Genomic DNA, 25,750 nt, shown 5'->3' with positions numbered 1-25,750 from the left:
ACCAATTGTAAATTGTCTGAATAGTATTGTAAACAAGAAATTTGTATTTTCGATAATATTTACGTTTAAAAGAAAGATTTAATCCTCAACATAAATCGTTAATACCTTTGAGTTTTCTGCAGAATTATTAATAAAGATATGCTCCTTTTTCCCAGAAAAATACGCAGAGTCCCCCTCTTCTAAATGGTAAAATTTATGATCGTATTTCAAGACGATACTACCCGAAATGACATAAATAAATTCATCATTATCGTGAGTATAAGGCGCTAAATTTTCCGCCCCATTATGTACAGTAACAATAGAAGGATTGATATTGCTCATATAGCTCTTATTCGCTAACAGCTCATATTGATAGCCAAGTTCATTCGTTTCAACAGTCTCATGGCGCTCTTTTTTCGAAACAATCGAAATGCCATCAAATTGATCCTGGATAACAAACCAAGCCATTGGCACATCAAATATTTCCGCAATCTTGGACAATGTCACCAGACTCGGTGTCGCTTTGCCATTTTCTATTTTTGAAATATGACTTTTCGTTAAATTAATCTGCGAAGCTAAATCATCCTGAGACATTTTATTTTTCTTCCGCATCTGCTTTATTTTTACTCCAACTTCTAGTAAGTTCATTTCTTCCAGTCCCCTCGATCATTTAGGTTTTTACAATAACTATACTATATTTTTACATGATGGATAGAAAAATACGGGAGTATATTACTCCTTCATTGTCGTCTGTGGTATCAGTTTTATCCCAATATGAGAGTTAAGATGCTGATAATGCTAATTGTCTAATATGTATTGACACCCTTTCTACATAAAAAGATCAGACACTCACTTTTATATGTGTGCCTGATCTTTAGAATTTTGTCTCAGTTAGTTATTATAAAGATTATATAGAATTTATTTTAATCTAAGTATTAATTTACGGAATTGCTGAAACAACTTTATTTGCATTTCTGCCTTTTACTTTTTATTCATGGTTGGTTAAAAGCCCTCATTTTAGACCGCTTCTTGTAAATTGACTAAGTTCTTGTTATTGTTACTGCAAAGCTTGAGATACAAAATTGAACATATTTGGATTCATCTTTGGTCCACCATTCATAGTGTTCCCATTAACAATATATGAACCTCTATGAACACCAACAACTTGGTTGTTTGCATTTAATAATGCCGATCCCGACTGCCCAGGTGCAGTATCAATTGTATAAAAGGTTAAAGACGTATCTTCTCTTGTAACATTTCCTCTCATACCAAATTGAGAAACCACACCACCTGCTCTTATTAAATCTCCTGGATACCCAAAAATACCAACATTTTCGTTAAGAAGATTATTTACTTGTCTTATTCCAAGAAATCCTGCAACATCTCCTGCATGTCTATTATTATTTCCATCTAAAACAAGTACAGCAAAATCTTCTGAGGTTGAACCAGTTGAAATCCAATGAGAAGGGACAAAATAATCCCTAACATTATAAGAGCCAAACCATCCAGTGCTATCACTTACGCCTGGATAAACTGTAGCACTAGATATACCCCTTTGTGTTCCAGCATCGATTACACAATGTGCATTTGTTAGAACCCTGTTCCTACCAATTAAAGTACCTGTACAAGTGCCACTTGTACCATCCGCCCAATTTAATTCAATATACGTAATTGAACTAAATGGTGCTATTTGTGTATTTTCTACAATTGTTCTACCGTCCTCGCCTATTACTATATATGGAGTTATTTCATTTGTATTTTTAGATAAGTTGTCTTCAATAATAACAGGTGACGGAGTTAAATCAATAAATGATTTACTATGAAATATTAAGCTATCAATCTGAACAGGTGAAATTATTCCAGTGCCTTGAAAACTTGGTGTTTCATTAATTAATTGCAAATTATTATTTTTGAAGTCCTCATACTTAATAATTTCACCTTTCGAATTTACCATATCATAAGGATGCGAAGAATCATTTGAATCAAATGTAAAACTTCTAAGTTGATCCTCCGCAAAGACATTCATAGGAACTAATAAAAAGATAAACATAAAGAAAAACTTTAAAGTAATTTTTTCATTTTCATTCCTCCTAGACTGTTGTTAACTAACATTCTAATAAATAAAGGAAATAAATGAAAGTTATTATTCATAAATGGTAATTAAGTTATATTTAGTAAAAAAGAATTTTGGTCACAGTTTTTCTATACGAATAACTTTGATTTTTGCTGGATTTGACTCCAAAATTTCAGAATACCAAATCCTCACTTCATCTCCACTTTTAATTCCTTTCATAGAAAGTTTCGATTCATTAATTAAAATTGAAACTGATTCAAATTTATTTAAGTACATGAGATTTTCGCTAGAGAAACTCCCTATATCTGATTGTTGAACATCCTTCCCTTGAATAAAATAAACTATTCCTTCATGCATTACTATATAACCAATTTCACTTTCGGTATTTTCTTTACTAGCAAATAGTTGGCTAACATTACCTAAGAACCATAAAGCAACAAGAAAGAGTAACAATAAAACCGTGTTGATAATAGGTTTGGGGATTCTATTCTTCATTCAAACCACCACCTTATACATTAATTTTCATGTTGAATACAATTTAGTATTTTTAAATGTCCATAATATACCAAATACTGTGCTCATCTCTATTCTACAATACAAAACAATACTTTACTTGTAATACTTCCCAAAGAAGGAATACAGAAAATATTTTTAAGTTTTTAATACAATTGGATATATTGGTAAAATAAAAAAATTCTATTGAACTGCCGAAGATAAATTACAAGCTGTTGAGCGCTACTTAAGAGGGATGGAACGGAAAGCTCCTATGATATAGCTAAATTTATGGGGACTAATAATAATAAAGCAATCCTTAAATGGATTAAGCAATATGAAATACAATGTAGTTGAAGATTATTCAGCCGTATACAAATTAAACACTAGAGTTTACTCTGGACCAACCTATTCACTTGTTTCAGACATGTTGGACAAAGCACTCGAACGTTTACCTGAGCACCAGTTACTTATGCATACCGATCAGGACTGGCATTATCAAATGAATAAATACTGTCCCGCCTTAGAATCAAGAGGGGTTGTTCAAAGTATGTCTCGTAAAGAAAATTGTTACGACAACTCTGTCAAGGTGAATTTCTTTGACATTATGAAATCTGAATTCCTTTACATGAGGGAATTTGAAAGTATAGAGCATTTTAAAATAGAATTAGAAAAATATATAAACTACTATAATATGAAACGGATCAAGGCAAAATTAAAAACAAGTCCGGTGCAATACCGAACTCGTTTACCCAAACAGCCTAATGAAATAACGAAGCCAACATACTTCGAATTAACTATTTAATTTATCGCTTTAATCCTACTGGGATTATGATGAAGAAAATGATCAATACTCTTGCCCGAACCAACAACAACTTGTATTTAAGTATCGTACCACGAAAACAGATCAATATGATTTCACGCGTGAGTTTAAGGTATACGAATGTGAAGACTGTTCCAAATGCCCATTCCGTTCATTATGTACAAAAGCAAAAGAGGGAAATAATCGTAAGTTAATAATGAATGAGAAGTGGGAACAGCAAAAAGAATATGTCAGAACAAAGCTTTCAGAAGAAAAAACGCGTACCATTTATCGTCAACGCAAAATTGACGAGGAGCCGGTTTTTGGATTCTTGAAGGCTAATTTGGGTTTCACTCGATTTTCTGTGCGAGGAAAATCGAGGGTAGGAAACGAAATGGGACTCGCATTACTGGCCGTGAATTTAAGAAAGTTCACAGCCAGTAGCTAAGGGCTATCTAGAGACAACATAAAAAATAGAGAAATCCGAATTTGAATTCATTCAAATTCGGATTTCTCACTAATTGAAGCTGGTTTTGTCCCAGCCACGTTTTCATTCAAATTATTGATCTGTTTGTTCTTGCTTCTTTTTCAAATACTCCGCACGTATTTTCTCAAGTTGCTGCTTTTTATCAAATTTGGCTGGCTTGTTTTTTTCATGATACTTTGCCACAGCCACCTTACCTTTAGTATCCAATTGATATTTCCCCACTTTGGTTCACCTACTTTTCCTGCCTTTAAAGAAATCTATTCAACAAGTATAGTATACCTTATTTTGCTGATGTAAACCTTTTTCCTATATTGGTGTATTGCTTAACCTTAATTTCGGTAAAAGCTTAGTAAATAATTCATAGCCAAATGTATTTAAAATATTTGTATCCGCCAACATTGTTAGATGCTGATACCTTTATTCTTATTGACCGCTACATTATTGCTCACCTTTATGTATGGAGACGGCGGGTGTTCAGTCTATAAAACAGAAAACCTTATTATATCAACGTTTGAAGGGCATTTTCGAGGGTCAAAAATGGCTCTTACAAAGGAATTAATAAGGTTTGATAAAAATGCTTACGGAGACTTAAGAATTTTTGATTAAGTTATGGATATATATTAAACAGTTCTTTATAGGGATCTTCTGTTGCGTATAAATCCTGATTCATACTTGTACACTTACAAGACATTGTTTCTTTTTTTAACTGTTTACGATACTCATAATAAAGTTTTTCTAAAGATGGAAAATCAAATTTTTTCAAGCTGTTTTTAGGTAACCTTTTTCCCGTGGCCTGAAAATAATAATAATTAATTGATTTATATACCCAATTATCTAGCGTATTTAATTGATTATAGTCTGTAATAACTAAAAAAAATCGCATCCAATTTCTAGATTTTTCAAATTCACCACAATTTTTGCATTTATTTTTTTTGTAATCATTTCCAAAATATTTATAACTCATTCTTAACTTTAAAAGTTCCAAGGACCTCTTTTTACTAAAATCTGTCGTATTTAAAATATTTTCAATTCTTTTTTTGAACTTCAAAACATTCGATTGTTTGATACTAATATGCCTATTGGAAATTGTAAATCCAACAAAGTTTATTCCTCTCTTACAATTCACCTTACTAATCTTAGTTTTTTCAGGGTCTGGATGTAATGTTAATTTAATACTATTTAAATATTTTTCACACTCGTCTTTTACTTTAATAATATCTTTTTCGGATTTAGCTAAAATTACAAAATCGTCTGCATACCTAGTATATCTGATATTATGTTTGGATTTTAATGTCGACATTACCCAGCAGTCAAATTGATGTAAATAAATATTTGCTAGCATTCCCGAAATAATTCCACCTTGAGGAATCCCTTCATTTCTTTTTACTCTTATAACCTTATTTTTATTCTTCCTTTTATAACCCTTATCTACATGAATAAAACGATATAAAAGTTTTTGGATTTTTGGCATATCATTAAAGAAAATCTTAATCTGATCGTAAAGTTTATCATGAGGTATATTATCAAAAAAACCTTTTAAATCAGCATCCAAAGCGTATATATATCCTTCATTTAAATCATTATAAACTTTTTGAGCTGCCTTTTGGGCATTCACATTCTTACGATATGCAAAACTCACATAAGGTAATTTAGTAAATTCTCTTTCAGTAATCGGGCTTAAAAAATCATATAACATCTTTTGAGTCAGTACATCTCTTATTGTAGCAATTGATAAAACTCTTGTTTTCCCAAGCTTCTTTGCTTCTTCTATATTTAATTGAGGGTCTTTAGAAATTTCTATCTCTCTTAAAGGATAAAAAAAGTAATTTCCTCTTCTAATTCTTTTATAAATCATATCTATCTGATGAGGAAGGTTTTTTTGAAATAGGATGTAATCGATATTATCTAGACCTTCTGGGACTTTCACTTTTTTTTCCTCAGTCAAATTATCAGTCTTTTGAGCAACATATTCTTCAAATACATTTTTAATATTTTCTTTTATCACTATTTTTTCAAAAAAATTTTTTTCTTCCATAAAATATGGTATTCCTCCATTTTCTGCGGCGGTGGGCAAGGAGGAATGGGATTCAACCGCCTCCCTATCTTAATAAGATAGGTTAAAGTTCTAACAGCCTCATATGTAATATAAGACTGCTGGATAAACTGATAAGTCAATTAATAGTTGCATTAAGAGATTCATTAGCATTATCCTCCATTCAATTTCAGCGTCTATAATTATATTATAAATCGTCGAAACGAATGCCCTATACCGATTATCGGGACGCGTGTGTAATACACACGCTATAGGCTAAAACCTACGTGTTAAATTTTAACATAAAAAATATTTTCGGGATAGTCTAATATTCACGGTGCATATACACTATGTTATAAATCCTTTTCAATTAAAAGTCTTCGGAAGTTCGAAAAGCAAATTTTATCAAATCCATCTACTTCCTTATCAACAGCAGAATAAAAATTTGGAATATCTTTAGGGTAAATAGGTTTTCGATCAATTCGAGCAAATGGTCCATCCGTTTCAAAAAGTATTTGTTTAACTGGAATATGGGCAATTATATTTAATCCGTTTTTAGTCATTAACATTTTCGGATTTATAGAAAAATAATATCCTTTTTCAACCGCTTGTTTCAAAACACTAATTTTGCCTGTGTACCAATGAAAAATTGCATGTTTAACTTCATTTTCAAGCAAAATATCAAGTACTTCCCTCTCAGCGCCTTTACTATGGATAGTATATATACGCCCTTTATTAAACCTTTGACTAGAAACATATCGAAAAGCCTCTATTTGAATGCTTTTTTCTCTATCGCTTATTCCAGAAAAAAAATCTAACCCTACCTCCCCAATGTATCTAGTGGTAGCTATATATTTTTCGAAAAGGTCTTTATTTAAAAGATATTCATTTGAAACTTGTGGATGATATCCTAGGCATAGTCGAATGTATTTAAAGTTTGAAAACCTACCGAAGTACTTTTCGTATAACTCAGGTAAATTAGTTACAAATAATGTGTAGATTTTGCTTGTTTCATATTCTAAGGCCAACTCATACGGATTAGGATAGAAATCAATATGCACGTGCGTATCGATGTAAGTCATACTTTTCCATATACCTTTCAAATTCTTTAGCAAACTTATTCAGCATTTCATTCGTTTTAACTAAATAATCAGCCTCATCATAGTACTTTGACTTAATGTTTAATTCACTAAAAATTTCGTTGTTTCTTATGAGCTGCACATATTTTTGAAAGTATTGCACATTAGAAATAAATTCATAATAATATACATCTGGTTCAAAATTCTGTTCTTCATAATCAAAGTAATATAAACAATCATACTGTTCATTGTCATATGCAGCCATTGAAATTTTTCTCAATAAGCATGGAATACATACTCCACATTGCCCAACATGTACTTTTAATACGTCCGATCTTCCAGCTCCACATGTGAATGAATCTTTGATTACACCTTTAAAATCTAAATTCATTTCATTTATTGATTCACCTTTTGTTTTGAATAATAACGGATGTTTAACTTGTACATTTATGTTTAAATCCTCCAATAAATTATTGTATTCAAACAAAGTTTTGGGATGTGTTGTCTTCGTTGTAAATCTATCATAAAGGTTTGGATTTAATGTTAAAACACCATTTTCATACAGGTTAACCTGATTAGATTGATTATAATATGCCTTAGCTACTGCTAAAGAAAAATAGAGCAGTGAACGGGTTGCTTGTGTATAGTGTTGTTTCTTATCAACTGGTTTCTCTATCAAAATTATATCAGGGGTAGGATTTAGTTTTTTCTTATAAAAATCAGCAAGGAACCTCTGTTTAGTTGCTTCTTCTCGTTTATTGAGAAATCCAATATAATCGCTAGAAATGTCATTTTTGAAATTATAATACGCTCCTGTTAAAGAATCTAATCCTCCTGAAAATAAGCTTACAATTCTTTGATTTGGACCATATAACGATAATTTCATTTGTCTTTCTTTTCTTGCTATTAAATCCTTATTAAATGGCTTAAAAGAAATTTGATAGTCTTCACCAGAAACCCATTTTAGTAAAAGTCTAAGTCTATTAGTTAAACCTTGCCAAACTTCAACATGGAAAACTGGAATCTCAATAGAAAGATGGGTTTTCCTGGCAGTTACAGATACATCAACGCAATATACTGAACCCATTACTGTAATTAAATCGACAATAGTTTTATCTTTGTCCTTAAAATAATCAACCTCAAATTCCTGCATCAATTGAAGATGTAATTTCTCGTTTACTAATCCGTTCATTAGAACTCACCAAACGTTACATTTTTAGCAGCTTCAACAACAAATTTTAGTACTTCACTAAACTCTAAGTCTTTTGCTATATATTGATCTATTTTACGCTGTGTTTCATTATCTATAATTTGATTTGAGACATTATTAACCATTAATTCAATATCATCATAATTTAATTCATCATAAACTTCTTTTAATGTATCATGTAATTCCCCTATGAGTATTTGCTTTACTACATTAAATAATAATTTTTCGATAAAACTCGTTAGAACTAAGTCTTCATTCTTCAAAAAATTTGTCATTGTAATTTTAAAGCTTCTTTCTAAAAGAGCTTTATCTGCGAATAAATTATCCTCATTATCTATTAAATCCAAGATATGATTTACAAATTGCTCGGTTGTAATGGGATCGTTTTTTATTTCTTGCTGAGTAATGCCATTAAAGCCTTCCTTACTTAAAACTTCAAATTGATTAGAAATGATACTGATACATTTGTTTAAAGTTGCTTCATCTAAAAATTCTGTATTTATTCTTTTCAAAGTAATTATTTTCTTTGTAACATCTGGTGTTTTGTCATTGATTTTTTCAACAGGTACATCTTGCAGCATTTTCTTGATTTCTTTATTAAGCTTTCTTTTTGAAGTTCCCATAAACACTCACCTTTTCTTATATGCTAAAAAACGATAATTATTTGAAAACAATTGAACTTAATAATTTATTTCATCTCAACCTCTACACCCCATGTATCAGCATCAAAACCTGCATCAATAAATAACTTCTTACATGTCGTGTAAATACTTTTTGCACTAAAATTAACTTCTATAAAATGCCCATTCGACAATTGCTTAGCACTACGCATCTCGTTATTCTTCTTTTCTACTGAGATTAGTAATGATCTCGTCTGCAACAATTCTTGGTAGTATTCAGGATTATTTTTGTAAATGAACAGAATAGTATGTTCTAAAACTTCTCTCCAAACTTTTACCTTAGTCGTTTCATCACCTATGAATAATAAGCGTGGCGAGCTACCTGTTACATCATTGTCTTTAACACTAGCAAGTCCAAAATACGGCCATGCTAAAATGAATTTTTTATATAATTTTTCTGTTCTGTCAGTGATTGCTTGTTCATCCCAAGTATTATATTTAACGAGATCCTTATTCAATTCAAAATTGCTCTTACTATAATATTTTTTCTTAGTAGAGAATGATTCGTTCGATAGCTCTGAATTATAGCCACTTAATGTTAAGTTCCCAATAACATGCAAATATTTTTCGTGAACTTCTTCAAAATTGCTACCTAATTCAGCTTCCCAAGATTCAGTTAAAGTTTGTGGCATGATATGTTCAATGGTAGCCTTCGTTAAATCAACTTTCTCTTTATGACCAAAGCTTTCTTCAAGTACACTTAAAATAAACTTACATTTCTCTCTCTTATCACCAGCGCCATATAAAGGTGAATTGATTAATTCATGAAGAACTTCAGTATCCTTAGGGTAGCCTCTCACCTGTAAAAATGCTTTTAATTCTTGAATAGAGTCAGCTTCACTAAATGGTTTTAACTGGTTATATAGCGAACCAAACATTTTATTTAATGGTTTCGATTCGATATTGCAAACGTATCTTCTAACAATGAAATTATCGATTATCGACAAAATTTCAATGAATTGTTCCAGACTGTATTTCTTCACATCAAAATCACGATAAACATAAAGTAAAAATGGAAAAGCGGTACGTGCTTCAAACTGTTGAATACGCTTTAAGTAGTATTGAATTTTTTCATTAGACTCTTTTTCTGGATGTAGTAATTTATCATAGTAAGTTGCAAATACAGCCAGCTCCTTCAAATAATCAATGACATTCGCTTTATCTGCTTGCTGCTTTAATTTCACATAAACATCTTTCTTTTTGACATTTAAGTTTACACCCATTAAAAAATGTCTGATGAACTCAGTTAAAGAATCGCCTAAATTCGTTTGCATTGGCAGCCAATAGCCTTTATACATTTCTTCTTGCTCTGATGGTTCGATACGCATAAATAAGTAGTTTCGAATTAAGTCTGCTTCTGTTAATGGTTGTCCTTTTGCATTTAAGCTTTCAAATACTAAATACGGATTATCATCTGGAGACAGTACAATACTAACTAACGAAAGATTATGTAAAACCCCATTTTTCAACTGCTCCACATCCGTTGTTAAATCATGCAACTTATTTTTAAAGTAGTCATAGCATTTTACAAGCCCACTACTTTGATCTGATTCTAAAACTTCTTTTTTTATAATTCTTTTAAAGATATCTTTATCAACTTGCGTTGGTAACAATTTAAAATACTCTTCACCTTTTTTAAAACGATTTACAAGCATCGTTTCGTTAATTTCAGCAGCTAATTCAGGTAATCCATCTTCCTCTGCTTTGTCACGAATAACGCTTAATAGAACAAGTAATGTCGTTAATCGTTGTTGTCCATCAATTACTAAAAATTGTTGCACGCCAGTAGGATTTGCATTTACCGGTATAGATACGATTGATCCGATAAAGTGATTTTCATATTGTTGTGCCTCATCAACTAACTCCATTAAATCTTCCCATAATGTTAGCCATTGTTTTTGATCCCAACTATATGTACGTTGAAACATTGGTATGATATATTGCTTCGAGCCTTCAATTATTTCTTGTAAATTTGTTTCATTTGCTTTCACTTAGATCACTCCAAATTTATAGGGTCGATGTATATAGTTTTGCTTACTTTCAACCTTTTTTGATAAGTTCACTTTACCACATTTTTACTTTATTTATAATAAAAGCAGAAGTAAGCAATTGCGCTCTCTTCTACTCTTTAATTACAAGCTTTAATTTAAATTTCATAATAAATAGACTAGCATCAAGTGAACACAGTCCCTACTTTTATTAATATTGAAATGGCACAACATTATACTTTTCACATAAATTTTTCACCATCTCTATATAAATCTTTTTTGCATTAACTAAATCATTTTTTTGTAAGTAGTCATATCCAACTTTTATATATTGATTATATAAGTGTAAATATAACGCTTTCGGATTTGGTTCGGCATCAATTTTTTCCACAATTACAGGTGCAATGCGATAATACTCTACTATTAAGTCTCTTCCATCATCATCGAAACGTAAATGCTCATCACGATATTTTTTATAATTTAATATTTCATCACAATTATCTTCTTTCCCTAAAGCAATACAAGTTGCTGTTGTTAAGAAACACCAAGATTTACTTGATGAGTAGCTTGAACTTGAAGAAGAAGAACTATACGATCTACTACTGCTATAACTTTGCTTCACTTCGTTTGATTGAATCCAACCGGTTACTTTATGTAGCTCTATTTCTGCATAAGAATGTGACTGCCTTACAGCTTTTTCAAAATAATTTTTGGATTTTTGTAAGTCCTGCGACAATACATTACCGTATTGATAAATTTTCCCGCACATAAAGTTACATTCTGCGTTATCTACTGTTGATAAATAATTAATCGCTTTGCGATGATCTCCGTCCCAATAATATAACTTCCCTAAACGTTCTGTTACTTCTTTTGAGCGCTCTTTTTCATGAACGTAGTGATTTAATTTTAGTGCATTCGAAAATACAACCTCTAAGCGATCATCTGGTAAATTGTTTCGACCTTTTCTAAAACGATTAAATTCTATTTCTGCTAGTTTTTGCAATGCTTGAAAATGTTCAAATGTCGCGGCAATCTTTAAAAACGTTAACGCTTTGCTATATTTGCTATTTAAATAATATTTTCCTACTAGATAGCAAGCTTCAGGAACTAATAAACGTGCAATGCTTTCTACCTCTATAATATTCTTTTTATTTATAAACGATAATAAAAGCTCGGCTGCTTCAGAATTACCGAGATTCATTGCTTTTTTAAAATAAAATTGTGCATCGACATTATTTGAAACTGAAATTGCAGCTTTACCTAAATACAGATTAACCTCTGCATCGTAGTTATTGTGATAAAACTTTTTAAGCTTGTTATAAAGAGATTTACTTTTAATAACTGAAAAATATTTAATACTAATATATGCTGTCACATCGTTTAATGGTAATTCATTTAAAATATTTATACATTTAACAATTTCTTCTTTTTTACCTTTTGAATAGGCCTGAATGATTGATGTATAAATAGAGTCAGAATTTCTCAAACGCTCAATTGCTACTTTATATCCCGTATTATCTTTTATTTCAAGTGCGACAAGTGCCTGTTTTGCGATGTAAAGCTGAGCTTTGTTAGAGAAAAGGGCATCAGAAAGTATAGGACTTACAAATAATTTTTCAATCTCCATTAAATGTTTGTTGCATTGTAATAAATGTTTAACTAAATTTTTGTGGGATATTTGTTTAGCCTGTAACTGTTTCTTTAAATTATTGCGAATTGATATAATATTTGCCTCAAGCTCTTCATCGCTAACCGTTACTAAATCTTTAGAAAGCCCATTTACTAAATATTGCTCATAAGCTAACTCTTTTGTCACATTAATTAAGTAATCTTGATATGTTTCAGTAAAAATATCATAGATCGCCGGCATCATACATGGCTTATTAAGCTGCTGAAGTAATACTGGCACTTCTTCAAGTATTAAAGAAGACAACTCTGTTTCTACGTTTTCTCCAATAATAAAACGTTGTTTAGCATAGTTCGGTGCTTTATATTGATTCAATTGCTTATGAAGGGGTTCAATCATAATCGATGCTTCTGCCATATTATGTAGCATTTTATATATTTCACTTTGTCTTGAAACAAATTGTGGTAAGTAAATAAATGCAATATGCTCAAACGGACATTTTGCTTCTATATAAAACACTTGAATAAATTGATCTACATCGAGCTTTTCTTTATATAATTGCTGATTCACATGTCGAAATTCATCGGGCGATAACTTTGATAAGTTTTCTAATGTATTTTGTGCAACAATCGTTGTTTTTTCTGATGCAGATAAAATCATCGGAATGTTTGCGTTTTGTCTAATAAATTTTGCATATTCCTGCATTTGATTTTGCTCAAACCATTGTGGAACGGCATGCTTTTTACCCTCTATAACAACTAGCGTTTTATTTTGCAAATGGGGTGTGCGAACGATAAATTCAATTTCTCGTATAGCCGATTTTAAATTGATTAAAAAATTTGTTTTATTTTCATAGCTGCTTTTATCAATGACTGGATAAACTTCTGTTGTTACATATTGTAAAAACGATTGAAATTGCTGATTTGCTTTGACATTGTTAAACTGTGAGGTTGTTTCCTCTGTTAATAACTTTCCTAATACTTGAAAGGTTTTTTCGATTTTTGTCATTGGAAACCTCCAGAAACAAGAGCATTGAATTGATTCAAAATTTGTTCCTTTGTTTTTGCTAAATTTTTTCTACAATTACTAATTTCTTTTATTTCTTGTTGTAGCATTGCATAAACCTTTGTTAACGTTTGAATTTCTGAAATATCGTCAGATTTAAAAATAAAGTTGCCAACATCATTACGTCTTTTTTGCACCGCATTGAAATACTCATCAATTTGATGCTCTAGCTGATTAATGATTTTTTGAATTTCCTCTTCTAATGGTACAAATGTATTCGACTTACGGTTAATTTCCTTAAAGTACGTTTTTAAATAGTTGCGATTTAAGTACTCTTTTTCATCTTGAGCAGAATAAGCAACTACCTCATACAAAGGAATGTTTGATTTTTTCAAATATTCCTTTGTTGTATTAATAATATTTTCCACATCCGATTCTGTTTTTTTGTCGCATTTGTTAAATACAATTAGAACCGGATTTTTCATATTTAATAATTCAATAAAATCAATATCCGCTTGCTTAATAACGCCATTTTCCACATCAATTAACCAAATTAAGTAGTCGACAGATTTTAATTGCATTAATGCCTTTTCATTATCTGTAATCGCTTGCTTTTTCGTTGTATCAACTTTTGAGTACCCTGGTGTATCTAAAATCGCAATCGATTCGTAGGGAAATACCGGTGTTGAAATAACTAAGTTATTGATGAAGTGCGAAAATCCTAAATTGTACGTACTGTAAAACGCGTGACTTAGCGCTTTTACGGCATCTAAATCTAACTGTACAGATTGGTTGTTTTTTGTTAAAGCTTCGATAAACAAGTTGTCGCCTTTTACGATATACGTAGCAATCGATGTTGTTGGCACTTGGTCTTCTGGTAAAATTGTCTCACCAATAACCGAATTAATAAACTTTGATTTTCCCGCGCTAAATTGACCGCCAATACCAATCGTTTTCTTTTTTTTCAGTAAAGCTACTTTATTTTGCTCAAATAATTTATCACTTAATTTTACAAGCTCTTGATACAAATGAACTTCATTTTTCAGTTGAATTTTATTGATAGATTGCAATAGCTTGTTATCAATGAGAGTGTCCAGACGACGTATATTTCGTAATTTACTTTTCGTTTCATCAGTTACGCCTAATAAGTTTGAAATAAGGTTTAACCCTTTAGCTGAGTCCGCTAAATAAAGGTTTTCCGCCTCGTACTCTTTCTCTAAACTAAAATCAAATAAATCATCATCTGCAGCAAATAAATCGGAATCATCAAGTGAAAATAAATCCATTTTCTTCGTCATATGAATTCTCCTACTGCGCTAATTGTTTTTTAAACACATTTAATTTCAATGCAATTTCTTCCATTCGTTTCAAGTTTGCTTCTTTATCTTTTAATAGCATTTCGATTTTTTTTGCATTTACCGTAATTTGCGCTTCGATATCGTCGATGAAATTCGCTGCATACTTTTCTAATAGCAACTCAATTTCTTTAATTTTGCTGTCAATTTCAGATTTGATATCGTTTGCTACTTGTTGCAAAATACGTTCCTGCTCTAGCTGTAAGTTCGAAATTTCTTCATTACGAACAGATGGCGATGAAAAAGTGGAAGTGATTTTTGCATCATATTTACTTTGGTCAACTTCGATATCTTGGATAACAATTTGATTTAACACAATTTCTAAAGCACGCTTAATTTCAGATTCATTAAATTCATTACTTATTAATTCAAAGGCGCCTACTACTTCGTTTGCGACATCCTTTTTCATATTTTGTAAATCAAATAAGCGTTTAAATTCGTTATTAATCATTTCACGAGATCTTGTAATATATTTCCGAATACTTGCGACTACCTCTGTTACTTCAGCTGTATAGTTTGTCGTTGTAATCGTATAAGATTCACGTTTTAAGCCAAGAAATCCTGTTCGTCTTGTACCTGTATCTGATGAAGTAGAAACCGCCACTTTCACACCTGTATGATTATTGATTTCCTTTTCTACATCAATTTTAATATCAACTAGTATACGGCTAGCTTTTAAATAATTTGCTGTAAAAATATCATTCACATTTTTTCGAATAGATTGGAGCTTCGAAGAAATTTTTTCGACTTTATTTTTCAAGCCCGAAACATCGGAATGCTTCATTTCTTGAATATTATCAATCGTTTGTTCTTCCATTTGACGAATTAAACGTAAAAATTCAATATGCTGATCTTGAATAATCGTGGATGAACGTTCAGTAATAATATTGTCTTTTTCTGTTTTTACTTTCGATAAAATTTTCCCTTCTATTGTGTGTACATTTGCAAGCTTCATCAGCTCTTTAGGACTTCGGCTAAAACCCTCAAAACGCTTTTCAAACTGCTTTAAAATATGCTCTTCTGCTTTTGTTAATGGCTCATTATGATAAAGCTTCATTGCACTGCTATACATAAGTCCTGAGGTTGGGTGTGGCGGGAGATTTGCTTGAATTACCTTTACTACAGCTGGAGTATTTTGCTGTGTAATGCTCTCACCAATTGTTGTAGTTGCTTGTTGATTAAGATTAAATAACGTATGTTGCACCGCTGTTTTTAATGGAGCTTTCTTTTGTTTATAATCTAATATTGCCGAGTCAAATTTACTAGCAATTAAATATGCATGGCTAATTGAGTTTTCTGGTAACGAGCGAGTAAGTAAGCCCATTTCTTCCTGTGATAAAAATTGCCCTGCATAGCTTAAAAAGAACACTACATCACAATTCATTAAAAAATCTGAAGTTACAATCGTTCTACTTACGATTGGATCATTCATCCCCGGTGTATCGACAATTTCAATATTTTTTAAACGTTCATTATTTAGCTTAATTACCGAATATTTTACAATAGGTGTAAACTGCCCTTCTGCGCCAACATAATGATTTAATTTTTCAATATATTCATCTTGCTCATCAGCATTGATTTCAATTTTTTGACCAATATATTGTGATACATTTAAATTATTTTTTTCAGCCATTTCAATAAGCTCTTTACAAGCTGAATATTCTTTCGGCACATCATCTTTTTTAAAAACACAAAATTGTTCAAAATCCATCGCATATGCACTTTTTTCCATTTCTTGCTCGTACAGCTCTCTTAAAAATCGGTCTGCTAAATGCGCGTTATGCTGAATAATGTTCCAGTCATTTTCATCGTAAAAAACAATTTCTGCTTCAAATCTGTCACCATAGCTAATTTTCGTAAGTGCCGCAGTCATTGGCGTTGGGGCTTTTGGCAAAATATCTTTACCATCAAAAATTAGAGCATTAATAAATGAAGACTTCCCTGCTTTTACTTCACCAATAATCCCAATTTGCAAATTACGCTTTGATTTCATAATTCCTTCTAAATTATTTTTTAGTTTCAGGTAATTTGTTTGGAATAGTGCAATGCGGTCTTCGCTTAAAAACTTATTGTACTTTCTAAGTTCGTCTGATATATGTTGAATTTTATCGATAAATTGAATAGCTTCTACATTCATACTGTCACCAACTTCTCAACTTTTTGTAATTCATCACGTACTAAATCTAGTGTTGTTTTATATTGTACTAACTTTTTATCTTGTTCTATCTGCATGTCATCCTGTTGATTTAACGCTGCTTGTAAAGCTTCTCCTTCAATGGAAATGATTAATCTTAAATTTTCTTCTAGTTCTTCAATCATAACATCTTCCATTTCTGCTAAAGATTCTTGAATTGCTGGACTAAGTTTCTCAATGACTTGTGGAATTACCTCTGATTCAATAGATTGCTTTACTTTGTTGACCTGAGATTGTTTCCCCCCACACCTAATAGTTTTAAAATTTCAGGAAGGAATAAAATAATAATCTCTAACCAGGGTGCAACAGCTGTTGTTGCAATGGCTAATGCACCTGTTACCGATTTATAAACTTTGTTGAAATTGTCTGTTCCTTCGTTTTTTTGAGAAAAAATCGACTCTACTTTACGAATTTTATCCGTTACGGTGTAAACTATTTCTTCTGTTTTATCTACTAATATTTCTGATAAATTAACATCCCTTAAAAATTCTTCAAAAGAAATATTTGTATATTTCTTTGTATTTTCAAGAAGTACCGGACGTAAAATCGAATTCATACGAATGCTAAATGCATTTGAACCTGATATTGCTGCATTGGCAAGCTCTGTCGAATGAACATATAGTGCATTTTCAACTTCGGCAATAATGCTAGGCAATACTTGTGAGGTCATTCGATTAGTTAACTTCGAACGTTCCTGTTGAAGCTTGTATTCTAACTCACTTTTAGCCTTTTCCCTTTTTTGAATCTCTTCTCTTAAAGCACTATCATCAAAAGCTAAAGATTTAATCGACTGTTCTAACGCTAACTCCAAGAATTGATAAATTTCTTTTATTTTTGGCAATGTAGCTTGTTCAAAAATTTGTTGACTATTTAGTACGTGGATAGTATCCAGTAAACCTTGCTTCGTATCGTTATCATGTTTGCTATATTTTACAACTGGAACATCATATCCAAATAAGTACGATGCTTGCGCTTTAATTTTTTGTTCAATTACTTGCACATCTTCCGCGGCTTTTTTATCTACCTTTGAAAGCACAATAATTAAATTGTGATCGTATTTACGTATTTCTTCAACAAACTCTAAAACCGAGGCTTTCATTCCACCCTCTTCGCAATCAATTACTAGTAAGTACGCATTCCCTCTCTCTACATATTGCAAAATTGCGCGGTTATGCTGTTCAATATTTGAGTTAAAGCCCGGCATATCTACAAATACATAGTCTTCAAATGTTTGTAAAAAATTATTATTTAAATTGTAACGAATATTTAAGCAAACATTCGGATTTACGGATTGAATTTGTTGTTTTTCTACATATTTACGCTCTTTATTTACATCAACTATTTCGTAGCTTTCCACTAGGCTATATTTTAATTCTGTTGCAATGGCCGTTTCAGGTGTTTGCTCTTCAGTTAGTAATTCTTCTTCAAGTAAAAAGTTCATCAAAGCACTTTTTCCAGCACTGAATGACCCAATTGCTAAAATTTTAATTGAAAATTCATCACATATACTTTTTAATTCCTCTATTCGATTGATAATTTCTTGATTAATTTTAATGTCATTACCAATTTCCCCTAAAATATTTAAATGTTGTTGTATAATTGTTTTATCAATCATATTTATCACCTTTTATCGAATTTTTACTTAATTACCATCGAAAATCTTATATTAGAATCTATTTTACATCTTGAAACGGACATAATATGACCCAAAAAGTAATAAAGTGTATTTTTTATATAACTATTATACCATCCGGTGAATAAAACAGCTTTCATTTTCTATATTTATCAAATTTTAAAAATTTGAGGTGATTAGATGTTTGTAGCAATAAATCCAAATGGTGAAAAACAATTTGCCTTCCATGACGATAAAGAACGCCTATATTCTTTAGCTAAAGCCAAAGAATTATACTGTCCACACTGTCAGAAGAACGTTTTCTTTCGTGGCGGAACTAAGAAGATTCATCACTTTTATCATGAACGTCATGTCGAATGTAGTTTTGTTGGGGAGCCTGAAACGCAGGAACATCTCGGTGGTAAACTTGCGATTTATAATTGGTTAAAAGAGAAATATCCAAACGCTTACGTTGCTTTAGAAGAACGTATTGCTAAGACCAATCAAATCGCGGATGTGTATGCGGATTTTGGAAATGGTCATAAGTTTGCTTTTGAAATACAATGTGCGGAACAAACAGCTGAGAAATGGCTAGAACGACGGAAACTTTATGCAATTGCGGAGATCAAAGACATCTGGCTTTTTGGTGCGAATTATTATAAAGAAATAACAGCTAAAGATATCGAGGATGATGAGGTTGTTCTGCGCTTAAAATACCCGCAGCAATTAGTGAATGAAAAGGAACGCAGCGTTTACTTCATTGACGTTGAGAATAACCTTGTAAAACACATTGGCAAATTTTTCGGTATTAGGTATCGAACTGAAACGAGATTTGTTGTAAAGCTTCAAGAAATTGCAATACCTGAAATGACAATTGCTAAAATACAATCGCCATGCAAATTCGTTTTATATAACAAACTTTCCTATGAGAAAATTCAACATTATTTAAATGATAGAAAAATTGAAGCTGCTGAACTTTGGAAAGAACGTAAAGTGCAAAGCGCAGCACGTATGCAAATAATTCGTCAAAAACAAGAAAAGCAGAAACGGTTCCACCAATATAAAAGATATTTAAGTAATTTCAATATAGATAAAGTATTACAACGGATGTCGAATCGAGAGCAAGTATTGTTTAGGAGACTCGTGAAGGAATACGGTTTAACAGATACTAATTTCCCTGGCATTTTTAATATCCAAATGGAAAATTATAAATGCATACATACACCCTATCCTTTATGGCAATTACTCGTTTTTCACAAAGCGATCAAACACAATTACAGTAAGAAGCAACTGATTTTCTCGAATTATTTATTTCAAGATATTAAAGATCAGCTTCGATATGATATTAAGGACAGCAAGCTGGTTGCAACATTAATTCATAGTTACCTTGTTCTATTGGAGAAATGCGGATTTTTGTATAAACAAACATTATATCGTAAGTACATACACCCTTTTAAAATTGAAAACAATGTGCTACCGCTAGTAGATCATAAAGAGCTTAATACACATGTTGCTTTATATTTTTCGGAGTTTAATTTATTTGCCATTGGTTGGGGCGATTATTACGATATAGAAATATTTTCCACTGATAAGGTACAAGAACTCTTAGAACAAGATGCCCAATATTACCAAAATCTTGTGCTGCATAACATGGAGTCCCCTTTGCATATTGAAGAAGGTCTAATAAAATGGGTTCAACAAGCTGTAACAGATAAAATAATTGAAACAGAAGCCCACGAGGCAGAATTTATCGAGCATTTAATTGAATTATTACGAGAAGGGAAATTCATTTCACATGCAATGCATGATACATTCCTGGCATTGATAGAAGAAAAATTTAACTAGCATCAATGTAGTTTTAATCATAAAATTTTTAAATTTTTTTACACGTACGAACAGACATTTTATAATTTACTTAAATTAATAATAACAAGGGAAAACCCCAACTCGTTAGGTGACTTTGAAGTGACCCCTAAAAGTTAGACACGGTTATTTCATTTAGGCTGCTTGGGTAAACTGAGTTCGGTATTGTACCGGACTCAGTTTTAATTTTGCCTTAATTCGTTTCGTGTTGTAATACGTTATATAGTTTTCGAGTTCCAATTTAAAATGCTCAACACTTTCGAACTCCTTTAAATAAAGGAATTCCGATTTCAAAATCCCAAAGAAATTCTCCATTACCGAGTTGTCATAACAGTTGCCTTTACGTGACATACTTTGCACAATGCCTTTTGATGCAAGTGCGTGACGGTATTGCTTCATTTGATAATGCCAGCCTTGATCGGAATGCATCAGTAATTGGCATTCCTCTGGTAACTTCTCTAATGCTTTCTCTACCATTTCTGAAACAAGTGAATACGTTGGTCGATAACCAATTGTGTAAGTAATAATCTCTCCGTTAAATAAGTCTAGAACAGGAGATAAATAGAGTTTTTCACCAAACATTTTAAACTCTGAAATATCTGTTACCCACTTTTCATTAGGGGCTTCAGCTGTAAAATTTCGGTCTAAAATATTCGGTGCGATTTTACCGACTGTCCCTTTATATGATTTATACTTTTTCCTTCTGACTACGCACTTTAAATTAAGTGTTTTCATGATACGTTGTACCTTCTTATGATTCACTCTTCGTCCACGATTTGTGAGTTCATCACGAATGCGAAGGTATCCGTAACGGCCTTCATGGTCGTTATAGATAGATTGAATTTCGGCCTTTAAGTCGGTATCTGGATAAGTTAACTTCATCACTACTGCTGTTTATTCGATGGATATTAGTAATAACAATATCTGCTTCTTTTAGCTTTCGAATAGCAATACTTCTTTCCTGTTCACTACCCTTTTTAAAACCTTGATATAGTAAAGCTTTCGGAAGTCGATCTGACTTTAAAACAACGTTATATTTATACAAAAATGAATTTTGAGGATTAAACACTGTATCAAATTCATCAAAAACCGTTCTTCTAACAACTTTTCCTGGAGTGATTAATAGTACTTTTCCTTTACAATTAGCAAAAGGTAGAATAGACATTAAACCAGTTTTACCAGATCCAGTAGGCATAACAACTAACACTTCTCTTTTTTTAAATTCTGGAAATTGTTCGTAATAATTTTGAACGGCCTGATATGCATCAATTTGAGCTTGATATAGTTTGCTATTTTCTATAATGTTTGCGTAAGTAGAATTAAAAATTACCATAATATACCTCTTTGTTAATTCTATAATACCATATTTATACCTTTAGATATTATATTGTTTTAAAATCCCCAACTTTCTGTTTTACAATAACGAACAAAGGTTTTATATAATCTTAGATTAATAAATAGCAATGGAAAACCCCCAACTCATGAAGTGACTCACACTGTCACTTTATTAGAGTTGGGGGTTTTTTGCCTTGAGTAAATTAGTATTAATAAAACGTTAAACAATCAATAAAATGACTGCTTAACGTCCAATTATTAAAAATAGATTTTAGTAACAGTAGCTTTTCCTCGAATTACATCTTCTTTTGCTTTCGCTTGACGAACAGTTTCTTCTAACCCTTCAATGTCAGTCGAAGTAGCATCGCCAGCGAGATGCAAATCAAAGCTAACGAAATTTGAAGAGTAGCCCTTAGCCTTCACTAACTCTTTTAATTCAGTTAAAAAATCGAGATTAATAGCATCGTGTGCAGAGTTGCGTTCTTTCGTGCTATCTTCTTGCGCCTCAACAATTGTACCTAACTGAATTGTAATTTGACCTTTGTACCATTTATGCATTTTATAAGACCTCTTTCATTTTAGAATCAAGTTTTAATCCATCCAGAAAGCCAACTAGATAAATTTGCTGCAGAATATTATGCTGATACTCAAACACTAAATCATGAATTTTTTCTGTAAATTCATCCTTTGCCTCTTTATTCAAGGATAAATTAGATTGATTTAGCAATTTATCGATACTCTGCGATAAACCTTCTTTTTTTACATTTGAACTAATTTCATACAATACTCCATCAACGCGTTGATTCAAAAATTGTTGCATTGCTGCATTAAAATTATCGATAATAGCCATCTCCTTTTATGCAGTTTTTTAGAATTCTCAATAATAGTATAAAACATTAAATATTGATTGTAAAACGGAATAATTGTACGCTTAAATTGACTAATTAACTGGAGTTGATAGGACGATGAATGCTGTCTCAATCGGACGTAAAATAAGAAGTTTACGAAAACAAAACAATATGAGTATGCAAGAATTAGGCGATAAGGTTGCACTATCTCAGGCCTCAATCTCTAGACTAGAAAGTGGTGTCACTGATATAAACTTTGCACAACTATCAAATGTATGTGAAGTATTTGAACTTACACTAACTGAATTTTTTGCTATGGTCGAAAAGCAAATGGACTTAAAATTAGATGTCTCTCCTGTAGAAGTTAAAACAATCGACGACAAATTAATTGATATCATCCAACAGTTATCAGATGATCAAAAAAAGGGCCTGTATGTTTTACTACAACCATATGTAAAATGAAAAAATCGCTACTTAGAATCTAAGTGGCGATTTTTACGTTTTAAAGATAATACCTGGAAGTGTTTTTGTTTCAAAATACTAAATTTACTACTAAAAAAGCAAAAATTGAATACGCGAAATATACTCAAAGCCGAACTATTTAAAAAAATCATTATTTACTCTAAAGACTGTCTAATATTAGAATGACAAAATGGAAGGGCAGCGTTAGAAATTGAGCTTATTCCTTTACATGCTGTATATAGAGTTAAAACTTTATTTACTATAAGTAAAACCAAATGTTTGCCTTTAGGAGAGACTCTTAATAGTTACCAATAGTGGTTACCATTACTGGCTCTTTTATAGTAACCAATAGTTTCAATTGATAATATTAAACATATTGCAACTTGACTAAACTGGTCATCCCCCCCTTTATAGAAGGGATTCTGAATAGTCACCAATAATGGTTACTATAGCATTTTTTATAGTAACTATTATTAGTTATCATATTGGCAAATAAGTACTTTCAATATTATCTATTTGATATCATTTAGGATTTCAAATGAAGCGGTTTCTCTAATTATTAGGGATCTAGCTATCTGTTATGATGTAAATGGCATTACCAATATTTCCCTAACATATTAAATGATAGAAGGCTATAGCGATTTTTAATAGTGGCAAAAGTTAATTATCCATCTCTTCATAAATTGAATAACTCAAATTTATATAATCATCTACCGTTGTTCCTTCTTCTGGATTTTTTAATGCCCATCCAAACTTCTGATATTCTTTGCCTTCATCCGCAAAAATCGAGCCACATTTACAGTACCTAAAATCATAATTATTCTTAGATTCAATTATGTCATTACATTTTTTTCAACGTACTTTATTGCGAATGATTATTTTCATTAATTAAGCCTCCATATTTTAATTTTTTATAAATTTCTAATTTCTTTAATCTATTCAACCATCGTTTCATACACTTAAGGGGGTATAGCTAAGTATACCCCTTTAAGTGTATGAACGACTTCATAACCCCAAACCTATATAAGGCCTTTATACGTCTATGTTTCATACGTGCAATTACATGGCTTCCGAGCAGACAAATATCTCTGGAAAACCCCTATAATGATCAAAAAAATATATAAGTCACATCACTTTTATGGGGACTATTTTGTAATATTTTTAGCTTTAATTCAGAGTCTTTTAGTGACTTCAAATACCTAAGGATTAAAGGTATTCTATTTCTCAAAGGCACTTACAATTTAGGCATTTATTATTTTATTTACTTTCACACTCTTCTTTAACTACAATAATATAAACCACCTTTTTAGCAAATGCTATCAACTTTTATTCCAAGTCTCTTATAAAGTGAATGTTCATCCCCTAACACATCCTGCGACATTTCTTGTTGGTGCTGTTTTGATAAAAACGAAGTAAGTAAGGATTAATGGCATGTTTGGCTAATAGTGGTTACAAAGAATACAACGGTCCTAGCAGCACTGAAAAAAAGCTAATCTCTATACTCCGGATTACAGAATGACTAAACTACCAAACAACTCCTCCAACTTATCTATAACTCAATGTTTGCAATAGAACGATCTCTTTTTAAATTCAAGAACAGAAAAAAAATTCTATTCAAAGTACTTCGGATTACCTAAAAAAGGTACTTATACAGTTATTTAGAACCATTTTACTGATTCCACCCCGTTTCCTTCTTGAATAAGGACTTAATAACTATTATCATTTCATTATTATTAATTACTTTAGAAAAAGAGGTCTATATAATGAATGATGACATCTTCTTAATATTGTTATCAACAGATTTTAAAGACATAAAGTCCATTACTCATCTAGCTCATAAGTTACCTTTTAAAGGCGAGTATATAAGTATGGAAGATTTTTTTCCTTTGCTTTATAAACTACTTCCTCGAGAAGATCTGAAAAATATCACAGATAAACTTACAGTTGAAAACTTTATTTTTGTGTCTTTTAATAACGCAGGATTCCTAAATAGTCTAACTAATGAAATTAAAATGTTATTAGATGACTTAAAAAAGAAAAGTACATCTGGAAATGCTATAAACCGAATTTATAGCTTGATTAACTCAGAGATTTCTGTTGTTAATCCTGAACTACAAATTGTACCAACTCTTACAGATGCTTCACCTATACTTACTTTTAAATTTAATACCGTACGAGAATATCTCTTTTTTATTACCGCTAAATACATCCACATGAAAAAAGAATATTACATTTGTAGTTTCTGTAGAGAGCCTATTTTTAATGTTACACCAAAACAAAAAAGTAATTTAAGCAATCATAGAACCATTCTCCATCCTCACTGCCGAGATGAATATAAAAAACAAAAAGATCGTGAAAGAAAAAGAAAAGCTTCAGAAAAACAAAAACTAATTTTGAACATATAGGATTCTATAACTATGCTAACTAAAAAACTCATTCAGGCTGATATAAATACAGTCATTCTTAATCCCAAAAACCCAAAAAAGGACCCTAATTTCAAATCAAAAGAAATGAAACAAAATTCTTAAGACTAAAACGATCTTTTTGTTTAATAATATTCATCTCAAAAGACTGAAGAAAAAGAAAAGCATCAAAAAACAAAAACTAATTTTGAACATATAGGAGT

20 protein-coding genes and 4 pseudogenes are annotated in these 25,750 nt (G+C 31.3%); 5 read left to right on the top strand and 19 right to left on the bottom strand.

Annotated features, from left to right (window positions below; translation table 11 throughout):
- Nucleotides 1–78: 78 nt before the first annotated feature.
- The 3 genes from ACMGGO_RS03705 to ACMGGO_RS03695 form a co-directional block, all read right to left on the bottom strand.
- Nucleotides 79–627 (bottom strand): helix-turn-helix domain-containing protein, encoded by a 549-nt coding sequence (locus tag ACMGGO_RS03705; RefSeq protein ID WP_004228161.1) that lies wholly within the window; start codon nucleotides 625–627, stop codon nucleotides 79–81.
- A gap of 409 nt (nucleotides 628–1,036) precedes the next feature.
- Nucleotides 1,037–2,029, bottom strand: coding sequence for a trypsin-like serine peptidase (locus ACMGGO_RS03700; protein ID WP_420281610.1), 993 nt, complete (start codon nucleotides 2,027–2,029; stop codon nucleotides 1,037–1,039).
- Between the two features lie 141 nt (nucleotides 2,030–2,170).
- Nucleotides 2,171–2,548: a DUF3221 domain-containing protein gene (locus ACMGGO_RS03695; protein WP_420281609.1), complete on the bottom strand. Its 378-nt coding sequence runs from the start codon at nucleotides 2,546–2,548 to the stop codon at nucleotides 2,171–2,173.
- Between the two features lie 394 nt (nucleotides 2,549–2,942).
- Between ACMGGO_RS03695 and ACMGGO_RS03690 the strand changes: the two are divergent.
- Nucleotides 2,943–3,350, top strand: a pseudogene (locus ACMGGO_RS03690) (IS3 family transposase); the annotation flags it as partial.
- Nucleotides 3,351–3,369: 19 nt separating this feature from the next.
- Nucleotides 3,370–3,789: pseudogene (locus ACMGGO_RS03685) on the top strand (transposase); the annotation flags it as partial.
- 117 nt (nucleotides 3,790–3,906) lie between these two features.
- Here ACMGGO_RS03685 and ACMGGO_RS03680 read toward each other — a convergent pair.
- The 11 genes from ACMGGO_RS03680 to ACMGGO_RS03630 all read right to left on the bottom strand — a co-directional run bounded on the left by ACMGGO_RS03680 (nucleotide 3,907) and on the right by ACMGGO_RS03630 (nucleotide 18,619).
- Nucleotides 3,907–4,056 carry a hypothetical protein gene (locus tag ACMGGO_RS03680; RefSeq protein WP_004228154.1) on the bottom strand — a complete coding sequence of 50 codons (150 nt, stop codon included), beginning with the start codon at nucleotides 4,054–4,056 and terminating at the stop codon, nucleotides 3,907–3,909.
- Nucleotides 4,057–4,441: 385 nt separating this feature from the next.
- Nucleotides 4,442–5,869, bottom strand: coding sequence for a reverse transcriptase domain-containing protein (locus ACMGGO_RS03675; protein WP_393950314.1), 1,428 nt, complete (start codon nucleotides 5,867–5,869; stop codon nucleotides 4,442–4,444).
- A gap of 350 nt (nucleotides 5,870–6,219) precedes the next feature.
- Nucleotides 6,220–6,948: a TatD family hydrolase gene (locus tag ACMGGO_RS03670; protein WP_258860372.1), complete on the bottom strand. Its 729-nt coding sequence runs from the start codon at nucleotides 6,946–6,948 to the stop codon at nucleotides 6,220–6,222.
- Nucleotides 6,917–8,137: a hypothetical protein gene (locus ACMGGO_RS03665; RefSeq protein ID WP_393950317.1), complete on the bottom strand. Its 1,221-nt coding sequence runs from the start codon at nucleotides 8,135–8,137 to the stop codon at nucleotides 6,917–6,919. The genes ACMGGO_RS03670 and ACMGGO_RS03665 overlap by 32 nt, the downstream gene beginning before the upstream one ends.
- On the bottom strand, nucleotides 8,137–8,778 hold the full coding sequence (locus ACMGGO_RS03660; RefSeq protein WP_420281608.1) for a hypothetical protein: 642 nt from the start codon (nucleotides 8,776–8,778) through the stop codon (nucleotides 8,137–8,139). The genes ACMGGO_RS03665 and ACMGGO_RS03660 overlap by 1 nt, the downstream gene beginning before the upstream one ends.
- Nucleotides 8,779–8,843: 65 nt before the next feature.
- Nucleotides 8,844–10,826 (bottom strand): DUF262 domain-containing protein, encoded by a 1,983-nt coding sequence (locus ACMGGO_RS03655; RefSeq protein ID WP_420281607.1) that lies wholly within the window; start codon nucleotides 10,824–10,826, stop codon nucleotides 8,844–8,846.
- Nucleotides 10,827–11,034: 208 nt separating this feature from the next.
- A complete protein-coding gene (locus ACMGGO_RS03650) occupies nucleotides 11,035–13,458 on the bottom strand; it encodes a CFI-box-CTERM domain-containing protein (protein ID WP_393950321.1) in 2,424 nt (807 codons plus the stop codon).
- A complete protein-coding gene (locus ACMGGO_RS03645; RefSeq protein ID WP_393950322.1) occupies nucleotides 13,455–14,753 on the bottom strand; it encodes a dynamin family protein in 1,299 nt (432 codons plus the stop codon). Before ACMGGO_RS03645 ends, ACMGGO_RS03650 begins: the two co-directional genes overlap by 4 nt.
- A gap of 10 nt (nucleotides 14,754–14,763) precedes the next feature.
- Entirely contained in the window at nucleotides 14,764–16,947 is a 2,184-nt protein-coding gene (locus ACMGGO_RS03640) for a dynamin family protein (RefSeq protein WP_393950324.1), read from the bottom strand.
- Nucleotides 16,944–17,141: a hypothetical protein gene (locus ACMGGO_RS03635; protein ID WP_420281606.1), complete on the bottom strand. Its 198-nt coding sequence runs from the start codon at nucleotides 17,139–17,141 to the stop codon at nucleotides 16,944–16,946. Before ACMGGO_RS03635 ends, ACMGGO_RS03640 begins: the two co-directional genes overlap by 4 nt.
- A 77-nt stretch (nucleotides 17,142–17,218) precedes the next feature.
- Nucleotides 17,219–18,619 (bottom strand): dynamin family protein, encoded by a 1,401-nt coding sequence (locus ACMGGO_RS03630; protein ID WP_420281605.1) that lies wholly within the window; start codon nucleotides 18,617–18,619, stop codon nucleotides 17,219–17,221.
- A gap of 198 nt (nucleotides 18,620–18,817) precedes the next feature.
- On the opposite strand from ACMGGO_RS03630, the gene ACMGGO_RS03625 reads away from it, so the two are divergent.
- On the top strand, nucleotides 18,818–20,461 hold the full coding sequence (locus tag ACMGGO_RS03625; RefSeq protein WP_420281604.1) for a competence protein CoiA: 1,644 nt from the start codon (nucleotides 18,818–18,820) through the stop codon (nucleotides 20,459–20,461).
- 153 nt (nucleotides 20,462–20,614) lie between these two features.
- On the opposite strand, the pseudogene ACMGGO_RS03620 reads toward ACMGGO_RS03625, so the two are convergent.
- The 4 genes and pseudogenes from ACMGGO_RS03620 to ACMGGO_RS03605 form a co-directional block, all read right to left on the bottom strand.
- Nucleotides 20,615–21,343 (bottom strand): annotated as a pseudogene (locus tag ACMGGO_RS03620) (IS3 family transposase); the annotation flags it as partial.
- Nucleotides 21,306–21,812, bottom strand: coding sequence for a DEAD/DEAH box helicase family protein (locus ACMGGO_RS03615; RefSeq protein WP_393950329.1), 507 nt, complete (start codon nucleotides 21,810–21,812; stop codon nucleotides 21,306–21,308). The gene ACMGGO_RS03615 and the pseudogene ACMGGO_RS03620, both read right to left, overlap by 38 nt.
- Before the next feature lie 260 nt (nucleotides 21,813–22,072).
- Entirely contained in the window at nucleotides 22,073–22,372 is a 300-nt protein-coding gene (locus ACMGGO_RS03610) for a hypothetical protein (protein ID WP_420281603.1), read from the bottom strand.
- A gap of 1 nt (nucleotide 22,373) precedes the next feature.
- Nucleotides 22,374–22,664 carry a hypothetical protein gene (locus ACMGGO_RS03605; protein ID WP_066037122.1) on the bottom strand — a complete coding sequence of 97 codons (291 nt, stop codon included), beginning with the start codon at nucleotides 22,662–22,664 and terminating at the stop codon, nucleotides 22,374–22,376.
- A 115-nt stretch (nucleotides 22,665–22,779) separates the two neighbouring features.
- Here ACMGGO_RS03605 and ACMGGO_RS03600 point away from each other — a divergent pair, with 115 nt between their 5' ends.
- A complete protein-coding gene (locus ACMGGO_RS03600) occupies nucleotides 22,780–23,124 on the top strand; it encodes a helix-turn-helix domain-containing protein (RefSeq protein ID WP_420281602.1) in 345 nt (114 codons plus the stop codon).
- A 660-nt stretch (nucleotides 23,125–23,784) separates the two neighbouring features.
- Here the strand turns inward: ACMGGO_RS03600 and ACMGGO_RS03595 are convergent.
- Nucleotides 23,785–23,964, bottom strand: a pseudogene (locus ACMGGO_RS03595) (DUF7695 domain-containing protein); the annotation flags it as partial.
- Nucleotides 23,965–24,887: 923 nt separating this feature from the next.
- Here ACMGGO_RS03595 and ACMGGO_RS03590 point away from each other — a divergent pair.
- The gene (locus ACMGGO_RS03590) at nucleotides 24,888–25,529 is read left to right on the top strand and encodes a hypothetical protein (protein ID WP_269897754.1); all 642 of its coding nucleotides are present in this window, start codon (nucleotides 24,888–24,890) and stop codon (nucleotides 25,527–25,529) included.
- The last annotated feature ends 221 nt before the right edge of the window (nucleotides 25,530–25,750 follow it).

Source organism: Lysinibacillus sp. BNK-21, from assembly GCF_048684915.1.
Classification (GTDB): domain Bacteria; phylum Bacillota; class Bacilli; order Bacillales_A; family Planococcaceae; genus Lysinibacillus; species Lysinibacillus capsici.
The sequence above is the reverse complement of the archived record's forward strand: the minus strand, read 5'-3'. Positions and strand labels throughout refer to the sequence as shown.